Raw genomic sequence first — 17,898 nt, 5'->3', positions numbered from 1 at the left:
ATAAATTGTAGTCTCTGTCACAAAAAGAGGCGGGGTTACGGAATTTTCTGCAAATATCAGTACTCTCTGATCAGTTAAACATTCTTCAGGAGAGACGCCATGAAGTGGCAACAACGTGTTCGTGTCGCGACCGGTCTGAGTTGCTGGCAGATTATGTTGCATTTGCTGGTGGTGGCGGTATTGGTGCTGGCCTGGATGAACGCGGCCATGGTGCGCGTGGGGCTGGGACTCTGCGTGGTCTACGCAGTGACCGTGCTGGCGATGCTGTTTTTGCAGCGCCACCACGAGGAGCGCTGGCGCGATATCGGTGATGTCCTGGAAGAACTGACCACCACCTGGTATTTCGGCGTAGCCATGATTGTGCTCTGGCTGCTCTCCCGCGTTATGCAAAATAACCTGCTGCTGGCACTCGCCGGGCTGGTCATCCTTGCAGGCCCGGCGCTGGTTTCGCTGTTAGCGAAAGAGAAAAAATTACGCAATTTTGCGTCTAAACATGGCGTACGCCGCTGATCCCGTTGTGGCCGTGATCACCAGCAGCGGCCACACGCTTCCCCATACAATTCCAAAGCTCGCATCCTTCAAATAGATCTGCTTAGTGATATCCGTAAAGTGGCGGATAGGGTTCACCCACGTCAGATTCTGCAACCATACCGGCATATTCTCCACGGGCGAAACATACCCGGAGAGCAAAATCGCGGGCATCATAAAGACAAACACCCCGATAAACGCCTGCTGCTGCGTGGAGCAGAGTGAAGAGATGAGCAGCCCAAAACCCACCAGCGACAGACCGTAAATCAGCATGGTGAAATAGAACAACAGCAGCGAACCGGCGAACGGGATCTTGTAGGCAAGAATGCCGACTGCCAGCACGATGGTGGCCTGAAAGGTCGCAACCACCAGCGCAGGCACCGCCTTGCCGACAAAAATCTGCCAGGTCGCCAGCGGTGAGACCAGAAGTTGATCCAGGGTACCCTGTTCGCGCTCCCGGGCGACCGACAGTGAGGTCACAATCATCACCCCAATGGTGGTAATCATGGCAATCAGCGACGGCACCACGAACCATTTGTAATCCAGATTTGGGTTATACCAGTTACGGATAACCAGCTCGCTATTGTTCGGCCTCGCTTTCCCGTCCATTAACGCCTGCTGATAGTCTTTGACCACTTCCTGCAGGTAATTGGCGGCGATCTGCGCGCTGTTAGAGTTGCGTCCGTCAAGGATGAGCTGCATCGGCGCAGGGGTAAAAGTATCGAGCTTACGTGAGAAATCGGCCGGAAAACGCACCAGCAGGAGCGCTTTTTGTTCATCAATAGTGGGGCGAATCTCCTGGGGGCTATTAAGCAGCAACACATGTGTGAAGGCTTTGGCCCGGGCGAAGCGTTGCGTAAGTTCAACCGCATGTTTGCCATTATCTTCGTTGTAAACCGCAATGGTCGCATTGGTGACCTCAAGCGTCGCGGCAAAGGGGAACAGCAGCACCTGAATAAGCACCGGCAAAATCAAAATCGCGCGGGTTTGCGGTTCACGCAGCAGCGATTGCAGCTCTTTACGAATCAACGTCCATAAGCGATGAAACATCGTATTCTCCCTAGTCCAGTCGCCGTTTGGTTTTAAGCCAGGTGAGGCCGATAAACATCACCGCCGAGGCGAATAAAAACAGCACATTAACGATCAGCACCACCGGAATGTTGCCCGCCAGGAACAGGCTTTGCAGGGTATTAACAAAATAGCGGGCGGGGATAATGTAGGTCACCGCCCGAATAACCGCGGGCATGCTGTCTATCTGGAAAATAAACCCGGACAGCATAATTGACGGTAAAAACGCAGCGTTGAGCGCCACCTGAGCGGCATTAAACTGATTCCGCGTCACGGTTGAAATCAGCAGCCCCATTCCCAGCGTGCTGAGTAAAAACAGGCTGGTTATCAAGAACAGAATCACCAGTGACCCTCGGTAAGGCACGCCGAGAATAAACACCGAGACCAGCATGCACAGCAGCATCGCCAGCATGCCCAGGAAGTAATAGGGGATAAGTTTGCACAGCAGGAGTTCGGTCCGGGTCACTTCAGTGGAGAGCAGCGCCTCCATGGTGCCCCGCTCCCATTCGCGTGCCACCACCAGCGAAGTAAGGATTGCGCCAATCACCGTCATGATGATGGTGACCGCGCCTGGGATAATAAAATGCTGGCTGATGGCCGCCGGGTTAAACCAGTAGCGCATCTGCACGTCAATCAGTGGCTCAAACGTTTCGCCGCGATCTTCCGCCCGCTGTTGCTGCCAGAGTTGCCAGATACCCTGCACATAGCCCTGCACGAAGTTGGCGGTATTTGGTTCGCTGCCGTCTGTTATTACCTGTATCGGCGCGGTTTCGCCGGGGCGCGCCATCTGTTCGGCGAAGTTCACCGGAATCACCACCAGCCCGCGAATGCGCCCGGCCTGCATCATCTGAATAAGCTGCTGGCGATTGTCGCTGACTGTCGCATCAATATAGGGCGAGCCGCGCAGGGTGTGGGTGAAATCGAGCGCGTCTTCGCTCTGCTGCTCCAGCAAAACCCCGACCCGCAGCTTGCTGGAATCGAGGTTAATGCCGTAACCAAAAATAAACAGCAGCATCAGCGGAATCACCACCGCAATCAACCAGCTACTGGGGTCACGCACAATCTGCCGCGTCTCTTTAACACAAAGCGCGCGCACGCGGCGCAGGGAGAGGGGGCTATGGCGCATGGTGGTGCTCCTTATCCCAGTTCTGGATCAGCGTAATAAACGCATGCTACATAGTGGGATCGGGGTTATCCGCATCTGCGGTCTGGGCTTTCAGGTCATCCGGCGTACCGCGGGCAATCAATTTGCCGCGGTAGACCAGCCCGATGCGGTCACAATATTCGGCCTCATCCATAAAGTGGGTGGTCACCATCACCGTTACCCCTTTTTCCACCATGCTGTTGATGTGCAGCCAGAACTCACGGCGGGTGAGGGGATCCACGCCGGAGGTTGGCTCATCCAGAAACAGAATGTCCGGCTCATGCATCAGGGCACAGGCGAGGGCGAGGCGTTGCTTAAAGCCGAGCGGCAGCGCATCCGTTGCATGATCGGCAATGGCTTTTAAACCAAAGGCTTCGACCATACGCGAGATTTTTTCCTGCTGCGCACGACCACGAAGGCCATAAACACCCGAGAAAAACCGCAGATTCTGCGTCACCGTCAGGTTGCCGTAGAGGGAGAATTTCTGCGCCATGTAGCCCAGATGCTGGCGTGCCTTCCCGGAGCTGGTTTTTAAATCCATATCCAGCACCAGGGCTTTCCCAGCGGTGGGCACCAGCAGGCCGCACATCATTTTAAAGGTGGTGGATTTCCCCGCGCCGTTAGGGCCGAGCAGGCCAAAGATCTCGCCGCGCTTCACAGCAAAATCGACGTTATCAGTGGCGGCAAAATCACCAAATTTTTTGGTTAGCTGGCGGGCTTCAATCACGGTTTCATCCGCATTGCCCTCAACCGTATGCAGAATGGAGCCCAGCGGCGACTGGGTAAAACTGGCTCCGCCCAACAGATCAATAAAGGCATCTTCAAAGCGCGGTGCGGTTTCATCTATGTTCAGGGTCTCGAGTCCGGCCGCTTCCTGCAACGCATCGGCGGTGGCCTCTTTTTTTAAAATGGCGCGTACCGACTTACCCTGAATCATGCCGTCGCTCACCTGCGGCAGTTTCAACAGACGTTGCAATAGCTGGCGATTGTTTTCCTGAGGACTGCTGGCGAGAAAACTGCGCCCGGCCATGGTTTGCGTCAGCGCGCGCGGTTCGCCCTGATAAAGCAGTTCACCCTCGTTCATCAGCAGGACATCGCGGCACTGTTCCGCTTCGTCGAGATACGACGTACTCCACAGAATCAGCATCCCGTCCCCGGCAAGCTGGTGCACCATCTGCCAGAGTTCGCGGCGCGAAATGGGATCCACCCCGACGCCGGGCTCATCAAGCAACAGCACGCGCGGCTGGCCCACCAGCGTACAGGCCAGCCCCAGTTTCTGTTTCATGCCGCCGGAAAGTTTACCTGCCAGCCGCCCGGTGAACGGCCCGAGCGCGGTAAATTCCAGCAGCCGGGCGAAGGTGGCCTTGCGCTGCTCGCCGGTGACGCTACGCAGATCGGCGTACAGGTTGAGGTTTTCCATCACCGTCAAATCTTCATACAAGCCGAATTTTTGCGGCATATAGCCGAGTACCGCATGCAGTTCACTGCTGTTCGCGATGGGGTCATACCCGATGACGTCGACATTCCCTTCATCAGGTTTCATCAGCCCGGCCAGCATACGCATCAGGGTCGTTTTCCCTGCGCCATCCGGCCCCACCAGACCGGTGACATACCCGGCATGCACGGTGCAATCAAGGTGCGCCACTGCCGGTTTTTCCATGCCGGCGAAACGCTTCATCAGCCCGCTCAGGCGCAGAGTCGGCTCACTCATCCCGTGCCCCATTTTCAAAACTCACGGTAACAGGCATACCCTGACGCAGGCCGTCATCGGCATCGGTGACGATAATACGCAGGCGGTAGACCAGGTCAGTGCGCAGGTCCGGTGTCTCGACGGTTTTAGGCGTGAATTCAGCGGTGGGAGAGACGAAGCCAATTTTGCCGTGGTACGGTTTATCAGGACGCCCGTCAACATACAGCAGCACGGTTTTGCCAGGCTGCGCCTGATGCAGGCTGACTTCATTGACGTAAGCGCGCACCCAGACCGGTTTGGTTAGCGACAGGGTAAGCACGGTACTGCCCGCGCTTACCATGCTGCCCGGCTCGATGGCGCGGGTCAGCAGGGTACCGTCCGAAGGGGCCACAAGTTGCGTATCCTGCAAATCCAGTTGCGATTGCGCCAGTTGGGCCTGGGCTTGTTCAAGGCTGGCCTTCGCCTGAGCAATCTCCTGCGGCCGGTTCCCGCTGCGGTACTGGCTGAGTTTATCCTGAGCAGACTTCAGGGTAGCCTGCGCCTGATCGCGTGCTGAGCGGGCATTTTCTAAATCGTTCGCCGAGACGGTGCGGCTTTTCCACAACCCTTGCTGGCGCTGGTAAAAGTTTTGCGCATAGTCGAAGGCGGCCTGCGCCTGTTTTACCGCCGCCGCGGCCTGGGCAATCTCTTCATTACGGTAGCCGGCGGTCACGAGGTCATATTTTGCCTGAGCGGTCGAGACATTGGCTTTTGCCTGTAGCAGCGCATTCTCATAAGGGGCTTTATCCAGAGCGCCAAGCGGCTGCCCGGCTTTAATGGCGTCGCCTTCATCCACGGCCAGCGAGGCCAGCCGCCCGCCGACCCGGAAGCTCAGATTCACCGTGCGAATGTCGACATTGCCGTACAGCGTCAGGTCGCTGCTCTGACGGCTTTGATACCACACCCAGCCGCCGCCAAGCGCCGCCAGCAGGATCACAATGATTAACGCCACCAGTGGCTTTTTCATCAGGCTTTGCTCCTTGTTAATCCGTTGAGAATAAGATCGATATGGCAGGTGATGACCTGGCAAATCAGGCCAGCTTTCTCTTCATCAAATTGCGTCCATCCCATGCGCAGCAAAATAGTTTCACGCCCAAGTCGAAAGGCGAGGATCTCCCCGATCAACGCATGGGTGTGGAGGATAGTCTGGGTGTCGCTGGCGTCGCGCCCGGTATACGCCGCGATCAGTCGGGTCAGATGGCCGTGCAGAGGGTCAATCACCTGATCATGGATTAACTGATAGGCGCGGGTGGGGGAGAGCTGTTCGCGGGAGATAAATTTACTCAGGCTTAGGGTGTCGTCATGGGTTAATAGCGCAGTCATGTTGCGGCACGCCTGAAGGATCAATTCCCGCATTGCCGCTTTATCGGGATTCTTTGCAGCTAAAAGAGCTTCTGCGGCCTGAGCATGCGGGTGGAAGTTTTCACCAATAAAATCGGCAATCCACTGCGCGCAGGCGAGATACAAATCCTCTTTCGAGCCAAAGTAATAGGGAATGGCAGCAATGTTTTGCCCTGCCAGGGCGGCAATATCGCGGGTAGTGGCATGCAGGCCATACTCGCCGAATTGCGCGAGCGCTGCCGCAATGAGCTGATTGCGGGCCTGTTCACCTTTGCTGGTTGTCGAGTTCATATTCATTAGGCGCATAAAATTAATCAATCGATTGATTAACTTTATGGCTAATTTTTCACCTTGTCCAGCGATCGGCGGGAATTTGTTGTGGCAGAGGGGGGATAATTATCTCTTTAAAGATTGGCTCAGCAGTATTTTATGCGCTATGTCACAAAAGCTGCTACACTCCGCCGCTTCATGGCATTGTGGTTTTTGTCATCTGTCACATTATTATCTCCTCGAAAACTACACCTGTTATGGTCGGGGCGGTGCGGAGTTGTTATGTCTTTTGATTCCCTTGGCCTTATCCCGGAAATCTTGCGTGCAGTAGAAGAGCAGGGCTACCGTGAGCCAACCCCTATCCAGCAGCAGGCCATTCCTGCCGTTATGCAAGGTCGCGACCTGATGGCGAGCGCCCAAACCGGTACCGGCAAAACAGCAGGCTTTACTCTGCCGCTGCTGCAACGCCTGGTTGAGAAAGAGCCGCATGCAAAAGGCCGTCGCCCGGTCCGTGCGCTGATCCTGACCCCCACCCGTGAACTGGCCGCGCAAATCGGCGAAAACGTGCGTGATTACAGCAAATATCTGAACCTGCGCTCGCTGGTGGTTTTCGGCGGCGTGAGCATTAACCCGCAAATGATGAAGCTGCGCAGCGGTGTCGATATCCTCGTCGCCACGCCGGGTCGTTTGCTGGACTTAGAACACCAGAACGCCGTCAAACTGGACAGCGTTGAGATCCTCGTTCTGGACGAAGCTGACCGCATGCTGGACATGGGCTTCATCCACGATATCCGCCGCGTGCTGGCAAAACTGCCTGCGCGTCGTCAGAACCTGCTGTTCTCCGCGACCTTCTCGGATGACATCAAAGGCCTGGCCGAAAAGCTGCTGCACAACCCGCTGGAAATTGAAGTGGCGCGCCGTAACACCGCTTCTGAGCAGGTGACGCAGCACGTTCATATGGTCGACAAAAAGCGTAAGCGTGAGCTGCTCTCTCAGATGATTGGTGAAGGCAACTGGCAGCAGGTGCTGGTCTTTACCCGCACCAAACATGGCGCAAACCACCTGGCTGAGCAACTGAACAAGGACGGCATTCGCAGCGCCGCTATTCACGGTAACAAGAGTCAGGGTGCGCGTACCCGTGCGCTGGCTGACTTTAAATCCGGTGACATTCGCGTGCTGGTGGCGACCGACATTGCTGCCCGTGGTCTGGATATCGAAGAGTTGCCGCATGTGGTGAACTTTGAACTGCCAAACGTACCGGAAGATTACGTGCACCGCATCGGCCGTACCGGTCGTGCGGCGGCTACCGGTGAAGCGCTGTCGCTGGTCTGTGTGGATGAGCTTAAGCTGCTGCGCGACATCGAGCGCCTGCTGAAAAAAGAGATCCCACGAATTGCCCTGCCAGGCTATGAGCCGGACCCGTCTATCAAGGCCGAGCCGATTGTCAACGGTCGCCAGAGCCAGGGACGCGGCGGACGCGGTCAGGGCGGCGGCGGTCGTGGTCAACAGCAGCCGCGTCGTAATGACGGTGGCGCACCGAAGACCGGCGCGAAACCGGCCCGCTCTCAGGACGGTAAACCCGCGGGAGAAAAACCGCGCCGTCCTCGTCCGCGCAAACCCGCGGCGAACGCCTGATAACAAGCCCTGCCAGCGTGCAGGGCTTTTTTTTGGGTTTTAGTACGGTGCCGGTTGTTACACCTAAGGCTGAGGGATCCCCACAACATAATACGAGCACGAAATGTCCCCTCGCCCCTGCGGGGAGAGGGCAAGGGTGAGGGGAAACATGCGGCTCTGAAGGTCATTCCGTTCACCTTATGTTCCTTGCTTTTCTATAACGCCAGAACCCGTGAACGTGCCAGGGTGGTTCACCGCCACCACCCTGGCGACCCGGGCTCCCGGCCAGGAAAATCGCCGCTGGCGCGGTCCACTCAGCTTATGCCTTCAGGCTTATCGGGGACGGGCGAAGGAAACGTCCGTGTAAAGTCGCCCTCGCCGCGCATCCCTGCGCGTCGCCCCGGCCTTACGGATACGCTTCGTCGATTTTCAGCCGGACCCAGTCATCGCGGTGACTGTTGTGTTCTCATGGCGCAGTGTTATCGCTGTAAAATGTAATAGTACCGGGGATTCCTCAGCCTCCAGGAAGAGGCCCGACGCAGGGGGAAAGCTTACCCCTGCGTCGGCCTGAACTGCGCTATCCACGCCTGCCGATGTTCGCGTGCCCGCTGCGCCACTCGGGCAACCGGGTCTGAACTAAACCCGTGATAGGCCCCTGGCCAGACATTCATCTCCACCGCCACGCCCGCGCGAATTAACCCTTGTGCAAAGCGAAGGTTCTCATCAAGAAACAGGTCCAGCGTGCCGACGCCGAGCCAGGTGGGCGGCAGGTGAGTCAGGTCCGTTGCCCGTCCGGGAGCGGCATAAGGTGAAACATCCTCAGATCCCGGTTCACATCCCAACAGGGACGCCCAGCCAAAACGGTTATATTCCCGTGTCCAGACAAACTCCCCGGTCACCGGGTTAGGGTTTTCTTCCGTTACCGTGCGGTCGTCAAGCATCGGGAACATCAGGTTTTGAAAGGCGATGTGCGGGCCATTGCGGTCTCGGGCCAACAGCGCAAGCGAGGCCGCAAGTCCGGCCCCGGCGCTGTCGCCCATCAGACCGATATGCTCAGGATCAATACCGAGCACATCGGCCTGTTCGGTCATCCACACCAGCGTGGTGTAACAATCCTCCAGCGATCCTGGAAAAGCCGTTTCGGGCGCCAGTCGGTAATCCACTGAGACAATCACGCAGTCGTGTTGCAGGGCGGTGGCGGCGGTGAGTGAAAGAGATTGTTCCGGGCTACCGAACAGATGCCCGCCGCCGTGAATATGCAAAATGCCCATTCGGTTCTGCCCCGCGGCTTTAGGAGCAATCACGCAGACTCTGACGGCAGGGTGTGCGGGTGAGGCGATAAGCTGTTCGTCTACCGTTAACCCGGCATCGCAAAAATGTTGCACGTTAGCCAGAGCTGCCTGCTGGCGCTGTTGGCGAAGGGCGATGAGAGCGTCTTGTGTCAGGGAGAGGGGGCGGCTATCCGCCAGTGCCGGGCGTAACTCAGGATCGACCAAATTCCAGGTGTTCATCATGTAGCCTTGTCTGTCTTGGTAAGGTTTCTGGAGCGGGAAATCTCCCGCTCCGTCATTACCTTACAGCGTTTCGCCGTTGCTGGCGATAACCTGTTTATACCAGTCAAAGCTACGTTTTTTACTCCGTTTTAGCGTTCCTTTACCGTCATTGTCTTTATCGACGTAGATAAAGCCGTAGCGCTTTTTCATCTCGCCGGTCCCGGCGCTGACGATATCAATCGGCCCCCACCAGGTGTAGCCCATGATGTTGCAGCCATCGGCGATGGCTTCGCCCATCTCACGGATATGCTGGCGGCCATAATCGATGCGCGCGGTATCGTTGATGACACCCTTTTCATCCGGCTCATCCACGCCGCCGTAGCCATTCTCAACTATGAACAGCGGCTTACGGTAGCGGTCCGCCAGCTCGTTACAGACGATGCGAAACCCTTTAGCGTCAATCGGCCAGCCCCAGGCGGTTTTTTCGAGATACGGGTTGTCCTGACCGACGGTGCCTCCGGTGTCGACGCGGAATTCACCGCCTGCCTGGTGCAGCACACTACGGTAGTAGCTAAAGCCGAGATAATCGGACGGATAATCGGCGATTAACGCCAGGTCGCCATCCTCCATCGCCAGTTCAATGTTCTGCTCGCGGAACAGGCGCGGCGTCCAGGCCGGATATTCGCCCAGCATCATTACATCCGAGTAGAACAGCGAGCGGCGGCGCAGTTGCATGGTGGAGAAGATATCTTCCGGGTTGCAGGTGGCCGGGTAGACGGTGCTCAGCGACAGCATGCAGCCAATTTGCGCGTTCGGGATAATCTCGTGGCACAGCTTGTTGGCCAGCGCGTTGGCGACAAACTGATGATGGTTCGCCTGGTACAGCTCCTGCGGCGTGGAGCTGGGGTCAACGGCACCGGTGGCAAAGGGCATGCGGTTCATGTTGTTCAGCTCGTTGAAAGTCATCCAGTATTTGACCTTCTCGCGATAGCGGGTAAACACCACTTCGCAATAGCGGGTGAAGAAGTCCACCAGTTTGCGATTTTTCCAGCCGCCATACTCCTGATAGAGCGCCAGCGGCGTCTCGTAGTGAGAGAGGGTGATCACCGGCTCGATGCCGTATTTCAGCAGTTCATCAAACAGGTCATCATAAAACTTCAGCCCGGCCTCATTAGGCGTGGTTTCATCACCCCGCGGGAAGATACGCGTCCAGGCGATAGAGGTGCGGAAGCATTTGAAGCCCATTTCAGCGAACAGCGCCACGTCTTCTTTGTAATGGTGATAGAAGTCGATGGCTTCATGGCTGGCGTAGTATTTGCTCGGGTCGATGACCGCATCATGTTTACCAGAGGCGATACCGCCGCGTACCACGTCAGAGATGGACGGCCCTTTGCCGTCCACGTTCCATGCACCTTCCGCCTGGTTGGCGGCAATCGCGCCGCCCCATAAAAAATCTTTCGGGAAAACAGACATATCCACTCCTTAATCCGTTAAATCTTCGCCATTGGAGGCGATCACTTTTTTGTACCAGTGGTAGCTCTTTTTCAGCGAGCGCTTTTGGGTACCGTTGCCCATGTCGTCCTGGTCAACATAGATAAACCCATAGCGTTTGGAGATTTGCGCGGTGCCCGCGCTCACCACGTCAATCGGCCCCCACCAGGTGTAACCAAACAGATCCACACCGTCGGCCAGCGCCTCCTGCATCTGCTCAATGTGCAGGCGCAGATACTCAATGCGGTAATCGTCGTCGATTGAGCCATCCGGGTTCACCGTATCCACGGCGCCCAGGCCGTTTTCGGCAATAAACAGGGGCTTCTGGTAGCGGTCATACAGCTGGTTTAGCGCCAGACGCAGCCCTTTCGGGTCAATCTGCCAGCCCCACTGGCTGGTGGGCAGATGCGGGTTACGAATGCCGCCGGTGATCAGGTTGCCTTCGGCCCCTTCCAGCTTCTCCGGATGCGCACTCACGGTGCTGGACATGTAATAACTGAACGACACGAAGTCCACCGGGTGTTGACGCAGGATCTCATCGTCGCCGACCACTTTTTGCAGCGTGACGCCTTTCTCGGCCAACATGCGATCGGTGTACGCCGGGTAGTAGCCATGGGCCTGCACATCGCTGAAGAACAGCGACACGCGCTGCATCTCTTCACAGGCCTGCAAATCGTCGGGGTGACAGGTGTGCGGGTAGAGCATCTGGTAGCTGATCATGCAGCCCACTTGTGAGCCGGGGATGATCTGATGGCAGGCTTTGGTCGCCAGGGCACTGGCCACAAACTGGTGGTGCGCACCCTGGTATTTATCCTGCTCCAGGTGTGGGTTGTCCTCTTCAATGACGCCGACGCTGACATAGGGATGGTGCTTCACGCAGTTAATCTCGTTGAAGGTCATCCAGTACTTCACTTTTTTGCGGTAGCGGGTAAAGCAGGTGGTGGCAAAACGCACGTAAAAATCCACCACTTTGCGGTTCGGCCAGCCATCGTAATCGGTCACCAGCGCCAGCGGCATTTCATAGTGAGATAGCGACACTATCGGCTCGATGCCGTGGGAAAGCAGGGCGTCAAACACCTCATCGTAGAACTTGAGACCGGCTTCGTTAGGCTCACTTTCGTCACCGCGCGGAAAGATGCGCGTCCAGGCGATCGACATGCGGAAGCACTTAAAGCCCATGCCGGCAAAGAGGGCGATATCCTCTTTGAAGTGGTGGTAAAAGTCGTTGCCTTTGCGTTTCGGGTAGTATTTCGTACTGTTCGGATCCTGCGCTTCACGCACCTGCGCGTGGGTCATTCCCAGCCATTGGTCAAGCCAGCGCTCTTTGGGGGTGTTGATGTCAAAGGTGTAGACATCAGAGACGGACAGCCCTTTGCCATCGACGTTCCACGCCCCTTCAAGCTGATTGGCCGCCGTCGCGCCACCCCACAAAAAACCTTCCGGAAATGATTTAGAAAAAGTCATGCGCTTACTCCTCATGCCGCTGATGCGGTCAGTGTCAGAAATTCGTCGCGGCTGGCCACGTCACCCTTCGCTTTAACCGGGCTGATATCGCCGTAGCGTTCGCTGTTGGTCACTACCAGGATGACACTCGGGTCAATGCCTTCAGCCTGTAATGCCGCAAGATCAAAGGTGACCAGCAGGTCGCCCACTTCAATAAACTGCCCGGCGTCGATATGGCTGGTGAAATGTTTGCCGCCGAGTTTCACGGTATCGATGCCGATATGAATCAGGATTTCTGCCCCGGTATCGCTTTGCAGCGCCAGCGCGTGGTGGGTTTCGAACACCGACTCCACTTTGCCGTTAATTGGTGAACGGAGCTCACCGGTGGTGGGGTAAATCGCCAGCCCTTTGCCAAAAATCTCGTCGGCAAAGACCGGATCGCTGAGGGTGTTGAGGGCTTTTAACTCGCCGCTTACCGGGGCAAACAGCTTCTCTTCTGATTGGGCAAGGGGCATCGGGCTGACCCCTGCGACCACCGGCTGGGCGGCTTCTTCAAAACCGATGATGACGGTGATGATGGCGGCACCGACAAACGAGATGGCAATACTGACCAGCGCCCATAAGAAGGTGGGGCCGACCAGGCCCGGAATCCCCGGCAGACCGCTTAAGGCGAAGGCGTAAGTTTTCACCCCCATCGCCATGGCGAATGCGCCGCCGCAGGCCCCGCCAATCAACGCCGCAGCAAACGGGCGTTTATAGCGGATGTTGACCCCATACATCGCCGGCTCGGTGATCCCCATCGCGGCGCTGAAGCTGGTGGTCAGGGCCAGCGATTTGAGTTTTTTATCGCGAGCGCGCAGGAAGACGCCGAAGGCGGCACCGGCCTGCCCGAGGTTGGCGATGTAGAAGAGGATCTTAATCGGATCGAAGCCCATCGTACTGATGTTGTTGATCATGATCGGCACAATCACGTAGTGCATGCCGGTAATGATAATCAGCGACAGTGTGCCGCCCACGACCACGCCTGCCACAATCCCCATGTTCTCTACCATCCAGATAATGCCGCCTGAGAGCGCATTACCGGCATAAATCCCCACCGGACCGATGGCGATAAGAGTGATGGGCGTGACGATGAGCAGGCACAACAGCGGTACAAACATGGTTTTCAGCGGACCGGGCATAAAGCGGTCAACGAGGCGCTCCACATGGCTCAGCAGCCACACCGCCAGCAGAATGGGGATCACCGTCGAGGCGTAGTTCACGGTCGGAACCGGTAAGCCGATAAAATTGACCGGTCCTCCGGCTTTGAACAGCGCCTGGACCGCCGGATGAAAGAGCGTGGCGGTCAGCGCCACCGCCACGTAGGGGTTGGCGCCGAATTTCTTCGCCGCGCTGAAGGCCAGGGCGAAGGGCAGGAAGTAAAAGACGCCATCACTCACCGCCAGCAAAATTTGATAGGTTTGGTTGCTGGTATCTGCCCACTTCATCGCGACCATCAACGCAAGCAGCCCTTTCAGTATACCGGCCCCGGCAATGGCGGGAATAATGGGTGAAAAAATGCTCGACAGACCTTCCAGAATCATCGAGACGGGGTTACGCCGTTTGGTCGGGCGCGCGGCGTTATCCAGCGTCGGTAACTGGGCGAGAAGGGCATTGCATAAGGGGTCGACGTCGTTGCCAATAATGAGCTGGAACTGGTCGCCGGAGATATTGACCCCCATGACGCCATCAAGCGCTTCGAGGGCAGCACGGTCAGCCTTGTCGTTGTCTTTAAGCAGAAAACGCAGGCGGGTAATGCAGTGAAACAGCGAGAGTACGTTTTCTTTGCCGCCAATCCTGTCGATGATTTGGCGAGCCGTGTCCTGATAGTTCATAAAAATTCCTCCAGACTGAAGTCAAAAGCCGACTTCATCCACAATGACCGATCTGCATCGGGACCTTGTTTCCTCTGGGGTTTGCCTGATCTACCCGTCTATTTAGGGTATGAACAGTAACAAGCCTGGATGGAATTTATACGCTTCATCCTTCGGGCTACAGATGCGTTGGCTTTCCTCGTTCACCCCAGTCACTTACCAATGTAAGCTCCTGGAGATTTACTGCGTCGCCGCCTTCCTATAGCCCGAATTATTTTGCGTATAACTTAACATTTTAAACTTTCCCTGCGTCGGGCACCGTCCGCTGCACAATATTTTCAATGTGCACCGTCAGGTAGAGCTTTTCCGAGTTGCTCATGGTGTGGTGATAATTCTTGCTGACAAACTCATTCATTGCTTCAACGCATTTCAGCGTGGCCTGATAGCGCCGCTGCACAAGCGCAAAGAACTCTTCGTCATCATTATTTATCACCACTCCATCAATCACCCGTTGGGCAAAAAACTTCAGATGCGTAATAAACCGCTGGTAATTCAGGCTGTGCTCATCAAGCGGAATATTAAAAAAGTATTTAACGATGTTCTGTAACTGATAAATAAGCCGCGTAATCTGCGCGGTTTTTCCCATGGTATCATTGAGACCCGCATTCACAATATGCAAGGCGATGCTGCAGGCTTCACTGTCAGGTAACAGCGTGCCGGTGCGAGCGACAATCATCCCCAGCGCCTGGCGGCCAATGGCGTATTCAGCAGTGTAAAAATGGCGAACTTCCCACTCCAGTGGATTGGGTAAAATTTCATTGTTTTGTTGGCGTTGCAGAGCAAAATGCAGGTGATCGGCTAGGGTGACATATAGCCCCTCGCTGAGTTTGTGTTTGAGTACACTGCGGGCGTGGCTAATGATATCGGCAGTAATTTGCAAAATATCCACCGGCACTTCGCTGACCAGGTCTTTAAAACGTGCAGAAATCTGTGAATCTTCCAGACGGAATATTTTATCAATGGCGTCACGATCGATGCTGGCACCGTTGTGGGTATTAAACCCCAGGCCGCGCCCGGTTAATATCACCTCCAGGCCATCTTCATCCACTGCGCTGACAACATTATTATTTAATATTTGTTTGACCAGCATCGCCAACTCCTGAAAACAAAAACGGGCAAGACGTAAATACAGATATGGGCGGATTTTGCCCCTCAGTCTGCATTTAGGTTTTGCCCGATAGTCGGTAACAAGCGTAATGCAGTTAAAACCTAGCACCGTGAAAAAAAATATTCAATGCGACAAAAGGACTTGAGTACATTCATATGCCAAATTGTGATCCGGTCTGCGAAAACCAGTCCGGTAAGTGAAAATGCTGATGAGGGACAAACGTTGTCACTTTGCCCGGCTGTCGCTACCATACCGGAATGAAAGAGGGAGTTGCGCCAATGATCGACAAACATTCCACCGTGCCAGTCTATTTACAGCTTGAACAATACCTTACCGGGAAAATCGCCGCCGGTTCGCTTAAGCCTGGCGATGTGATTCCTTCTGAGAATGAACTCTGTCAGCAGTTTGCCATTTCCCGGATGACGGCGCGTAAAGCGGTGGACTACCTGGTGCGTCAGGGCAAAGTGGAACGTCGCCGGGGGCAGGGGACGTTCGTGGTGCAGTCGGGCAAAAACGTGCGCATCTCTCTGCCGCTGGATCGCCATCTCTCCTCCAGTGAAGCGACGCTCGGCCTTGACGAACCTGTGGTAAATCGCTTGATCTGCCTGTATCGCCAATCCGCGTCTAAAGAGATCGCCGAGAAGCTGCGGATTGCACCTGACAGTGAGGTGTGGTTTATGCAGCGTCTGCGTCTGGTGGGTGACATTCCGTTTGTTTTTGAACAGTCCTGGATGATCATTCAGCCTTTTGCCGATCTCAGTGAGGCGGATCTTAACCGCTCGAAATATGCCTACGTCAGCCGTAAAGGCTTCACTGTCGAGCGCTCGGAAAAGGAGATCCGCGCAGAGCTGCCGTCGCAAAATGTGCGCGATATGCTGGGGATTAACCGCGATGAACCCGTGCTCCACGCCACCTCCATCGCCTTTCTGCGCGATGATATCCCCTTTGAAATTTCAGAGATTTATTATAACCAGCAGCACTATCGCTTTACCTTAACCGCTGCCCGCCCCTAAAACCGGCAACGTCTTAACTTTGTGATCGTTGCCGCGTTTTAAAATGAGTGGGCTAGACAACTATACATTCACCCTGGCTATACTCAGTCCCATGTTCAGCCAGTACCCAAAGGAAAATAACAATGAGTCGGACGGGTGAGTTTCTTCAGGATTTAGGAAAGGCATTGATGATGCCCATTTCCGTGATCGCAGCAGCGGGGATATTCCTCGGTCTGGCGGCAGCATTACAGAACCCGGCTATCGTCGGCGAAAGCATTATTCATGCGGAAGTGATGCAGCAGATTATTGGCTTTATTCGCAAAGTAGCGGGGGCGCTATTTGGTAATCTGCCGTTACTGTTTGCCATTGCTGCGGCGATTGGGCTGGCGCGTGATGAAAAACCTACTGCGGCCCTGGCAGCCGTTATCGGTTTTATTACCTTCCACGTTGGCGTTAATTACAGTTTGCTGGCGCAAGGCTTAACACCGCAAACCACTTCGGTAGCTGCACTTATTGAGAAAGGTTATAGCCAGACCGAGGCGGTGATGTATTCCGCCGAGTTTGCCTCAACCTTAGGGATATTTTCCTATCAAATGAGCGTGCTCGGTGGGGTGATTTCTGGCCTGGTCACCGTCATTCTCCACAACCGTTTTTATACGATTAAACTCCCGGCGGCCATCGCCTATTTTGGTGGTCGCCGCTTTGTCCCGATTATTACCGTGATTGTTCTGCCGATTGTCGGCGTGCTGATGTCGCTGGTCTGGCCCTATATTGCTAACGCTATTATCCATCTTGGGCAATTTATTGGAGAGTCCGGTCCCTTTGGTACGTTCATTTATGCCTTCACTGAACGCATTCTTATTCCAACTGGCTTGCATCATATTCTGAATGAGACCGTGCGCTTTACCCCCGTCGGCGGCATGGTTCATGTGGATAATGAAAGTGTGATTGGTGCGCTCTCCATCTTCAATTATGCCCTCGCGCACCCAGGCGCGCTGGCAGACGATATCGTGCGTGAAGCGACCCGCTTCCTCGCGCAGGGGAAAATCCCGGTCATGATGTTCGGGCTGCCTGCTGCGGCGCTGGCCATTTACCGTTGTGCAAAGCCTGAACATAAACAACGGGTTAAGGCGCTGATGATGGCCGGTGCGCTTGCCTCCTTTACCACCGGCATCACCGAACCACTGGAATTCAGCTTTATCTTTGTTTCGCCGCTGCTGTTTTTATTTCATGCAGTGATGTCCGGTCTCTCTTTTGCCAGCGCGCAATTGCTGGACGTGATGATCGGCAATATCCAGGGCGGGCTGATTGATTTTATTGTCTTCGGCGTGTTGGGCGGTGCCAAAACCCATTGGTGGTTTGATCTCCTGCTCGGGTGCATTTGGGCACCGGTTTATTACTTCGCCTTCAAATGGATAATTTTACGCACCAACGCCAGAACCCCAGGGCGCGAAGAAGAGGACATGGCTTCGCCGGTAGCGAATGAAACACCCGCAGGCGATGCCGCCACCGAGCAAATTATTGCGGGCCTTGGCGGTCGGGAAAATATTCAGAACGTTGACTGCTGCTTTACCCGACTGCGCGTGAAAATTAATGACATGCAAAAAGTTGATGAGAAACAGCTTAAGCAGAGCGGGGCCAGCGGTTTTGTCCGCGCGACGGAAAACGATATTCAGGTTATTTACGGCCCGCAGGTCGAAAGTATTGCCAGTGCCGTAAAACAGCATTTACTTGTTCAACAGACGCAATAAGAGAACAGATGAT

The 17,898-nt window shown here is 55.4% G+C and carries 14 protein-coding genes; 4 read left to right on the top strand and 10 right to left on the bottom strand.

Annotated features, from left to right (window positions below; genetic code table 11):
* Nucleotides 1–99 precede the first annotated feature (99 nt).
* A complete protein-coding gene (locus tag ACUY4Q_RS16305; RefSeq protein WP_458043775.1) occupies nucleotides 100–510 on the top strand; it encodes a YbhQ family protein in 411 nt (136 codons plus the stop codon).
* Here ACUY4Q_RS16305 and ACUY4Q_RS16300 read toward each other — a convergent pair.
* The 5 genes from ACUY4Q_RS16300 to cecR are packed head-to-tail and all read right to left on the bottom strand — an operon-like array spanning nucleotide 472 to nucleotide 6,107.
* Nucleotides 472–1,578 carry an ABC transporter permease gene (locus ACUY4Q_RS16300; protein WP_458043774.1) on the bottom strand — a complete coding sequence of 369 codons (1,107 nt, stop codon included), beginning with the start codon at nucleotides 1,576–1,578 and terminating at the stop codon, nucleotides 472–474. The genes ACUY4Q_RS16305 and ACUY4Q_RS16300 overlap by 39 nt on opposite strands.
* A gap of 10 nt (nucleotides 1,579–1,588) precedes the next feature.
* The gene (locus ACUY4Q_RS16295) at nucleotides 1,589–2,722 is read right to left on the bottom strand and encodes an ABC transporter permease (protein WP_458043773.1); all 1,134 of its coding nucleotides are present in this window, start codon (nucleotides 2,720–2,722) and stop codon (nucleotides 1,589–1,591) included.
* A gap of 46 nt (nucleotides 2,723–2,768) precedes the next feature.
* Nucleotides 2,769–4,451, bottom strand: coding sequence for an ATP-binding cassette domain-containing protein (locus ACUY4Q_RS16290; RefSeq protein WP_458043772.1), 1,683 nt, complete (start codon nucleotides 4,449–4,451; stop codon nucleotides 2,769–2,771).
* Nucleotides 4,444–5,436 carry a secretion protein HlyD gene (gene hlyD, locus ACUY4Q_RS16285; protein WP_458043771.1) on the bottom strand — a complete coding sequence of 331 codons (993 nt, stop codon included), beginning with the start codon at nucleotides 5,434–5,436 and terminating at the stop codon, nucleotides 4,444–4,446. Before hlyD ends, ACUY4Q_RS16290 begins: the two co-directional genes overlap by 8 nt.
* A complete protein-coding gene (gene cecR, locus ACUY4Q_RS16280; protein ID WP_458047367.1) occupies nucleotides 5,436–6,107 on the bottom strand; it encodes a transcriptional regulator CecR in 672 nt (223 codons plus the stop codon). The genes hlyD and cecR overlap by 1 nt, the downstream gene beginning before the upstream one ends.
* A gap of 255 nt (nucleotides 6,108–6,362) precedes the next feature.
* On the opposite strand from cecR, the gene rhlE reads away from it, so the two are divergent.
* Nucleotides 6,363–7,715, top strand: a complete 1,353-nt coding sequence (rhlE, locus tag ACUY4Q_RS16275) for an ATP-dependent RNA helicase RhlE (RefSeq protein ID WP_458043770.1) — start codon at nucleotides 6,363–6,365, stop codon at nucleotides 7,713–7,715.
* Between the two features lie 530 nt (nucleotides 7,716–8,245).
* On the opposite strand, the gene ACUY4Q_RS16270 is transcribed toward rhlE, so the two are convergent.
* The 5 genes from ACUY4Q_RS16270 to licT form a co-directional block, all read right to left on the bottom strand.
* Entirely contained in the window at nucleotides 8,246–9,205 is a 960-nt protein-coding gene (locus tag ACUY4Q_RS16270; protein WP_458047366.1) for an alpha/beta hydrolase, read from the bottom strand.
* A 63-nt stretch (nucleotides 9,206–9,268) separates the two neighbouring features.
* The gene (locus tag ACUY4Q_RS16265) at nucleotides 9,269–10,660 is read right to left on the bottom strand and encodes a glycoside hydrolase family 1 protein (protein WP_458043769.1); all 1,392 of its coding nucleotides are present in this window, start codon (nucleotides 10,658–10,660) and stop codon (nucleotides 9,269–9,271) included.
* Between the two features lie 9 nt (nucleotides 10,661–10,669).
* The gene (locus ACUY4Q_RS16260; protein WP_458043768.1) at nucleotides 10,670–12,142 is read right to left on the bottom strand and encodes a glycoside hydrolase family 1 protein; all 1,473 of its coding nucleotides are present in this window, start codon (nucleotides 12,140–12,142) and stop codon (nucleotides 10,670–10,672) included.
* An 11-nt stretch (nucleotides 12,143–12,153) separates the two neighbouring features.
* The gene (locus tag ACUY4Q_RS16255; protein ID WP_458043767.1) at nucleotides 12,154–13,995 is read right to left on the bottom strand and encodes a beta-glucoside-specific PTS transporter subunit IIABC; all 1,842 of its coding nucleotides are present in this window, start codon (nucleotides 13,993–13,995) and stop codon (nucleotides 12,154–12,156) included.
* Nucleotides 13,996–14,269: 274 nt separating this feature from the next.
* Nucleotides 14,270–15,124 carry a BglG family transcription antiterminator LicT gene (licT, locus tag ACUY4Q_RS16250; protein ID WP_458043766.1) on the bottom strand — a complete coding sequence of 285 codons (855 nt, stop codon included), beginning with the start codon at nucleotides 15,122–15,124 and terminating at the stop codon, nucleotides 14,270–14,272.
* 296 nt (nucleotides 15,125–15,420) lie between these two features.
* On the opposite strand from licT, the gene ACUY4Q_RS16245 reads away from it, so the two are divergent.
* Both ACUY4Q_RS16245 and ACUY4Q_RS16240 read left to right on the top strand, forming a co-directional pair.
* The gene (locus ACUY4Q_RS16245) at nucleotides 15,421–16,155 is read left to right on the top strand and encodes a GntR family transcriptional regulator (RefSeq protein WP_458043765.1); all 735 of its coding nucleotides are present in this window, start codon (nucleotides 15,421–15,423) and stop codon (nucleotides 16,153–16,155) included.
* Nucleotides 16,156–16,277: 122 nt separating this feature from the next.
* A complete protein-coding gene (locus tag ACUY4Q_RS16240; RefSeq protein ID WP_458043764.1) occupies nucleotides 16,278–17,885 on the top strand; it encodes a PTS transporter subunit EIIC in 1,608 nt (535 codons plus the stop codon).
* The last annotated feature ends 13 nt before the right edge of the window (nucleotides 17,886–17,898 follow it).

Source organism: Phytobacter cepae, assembly GCF_054165735.1.
This window is presented reverse-complemented; position numbering and strand designations above follow the sequence as displayed.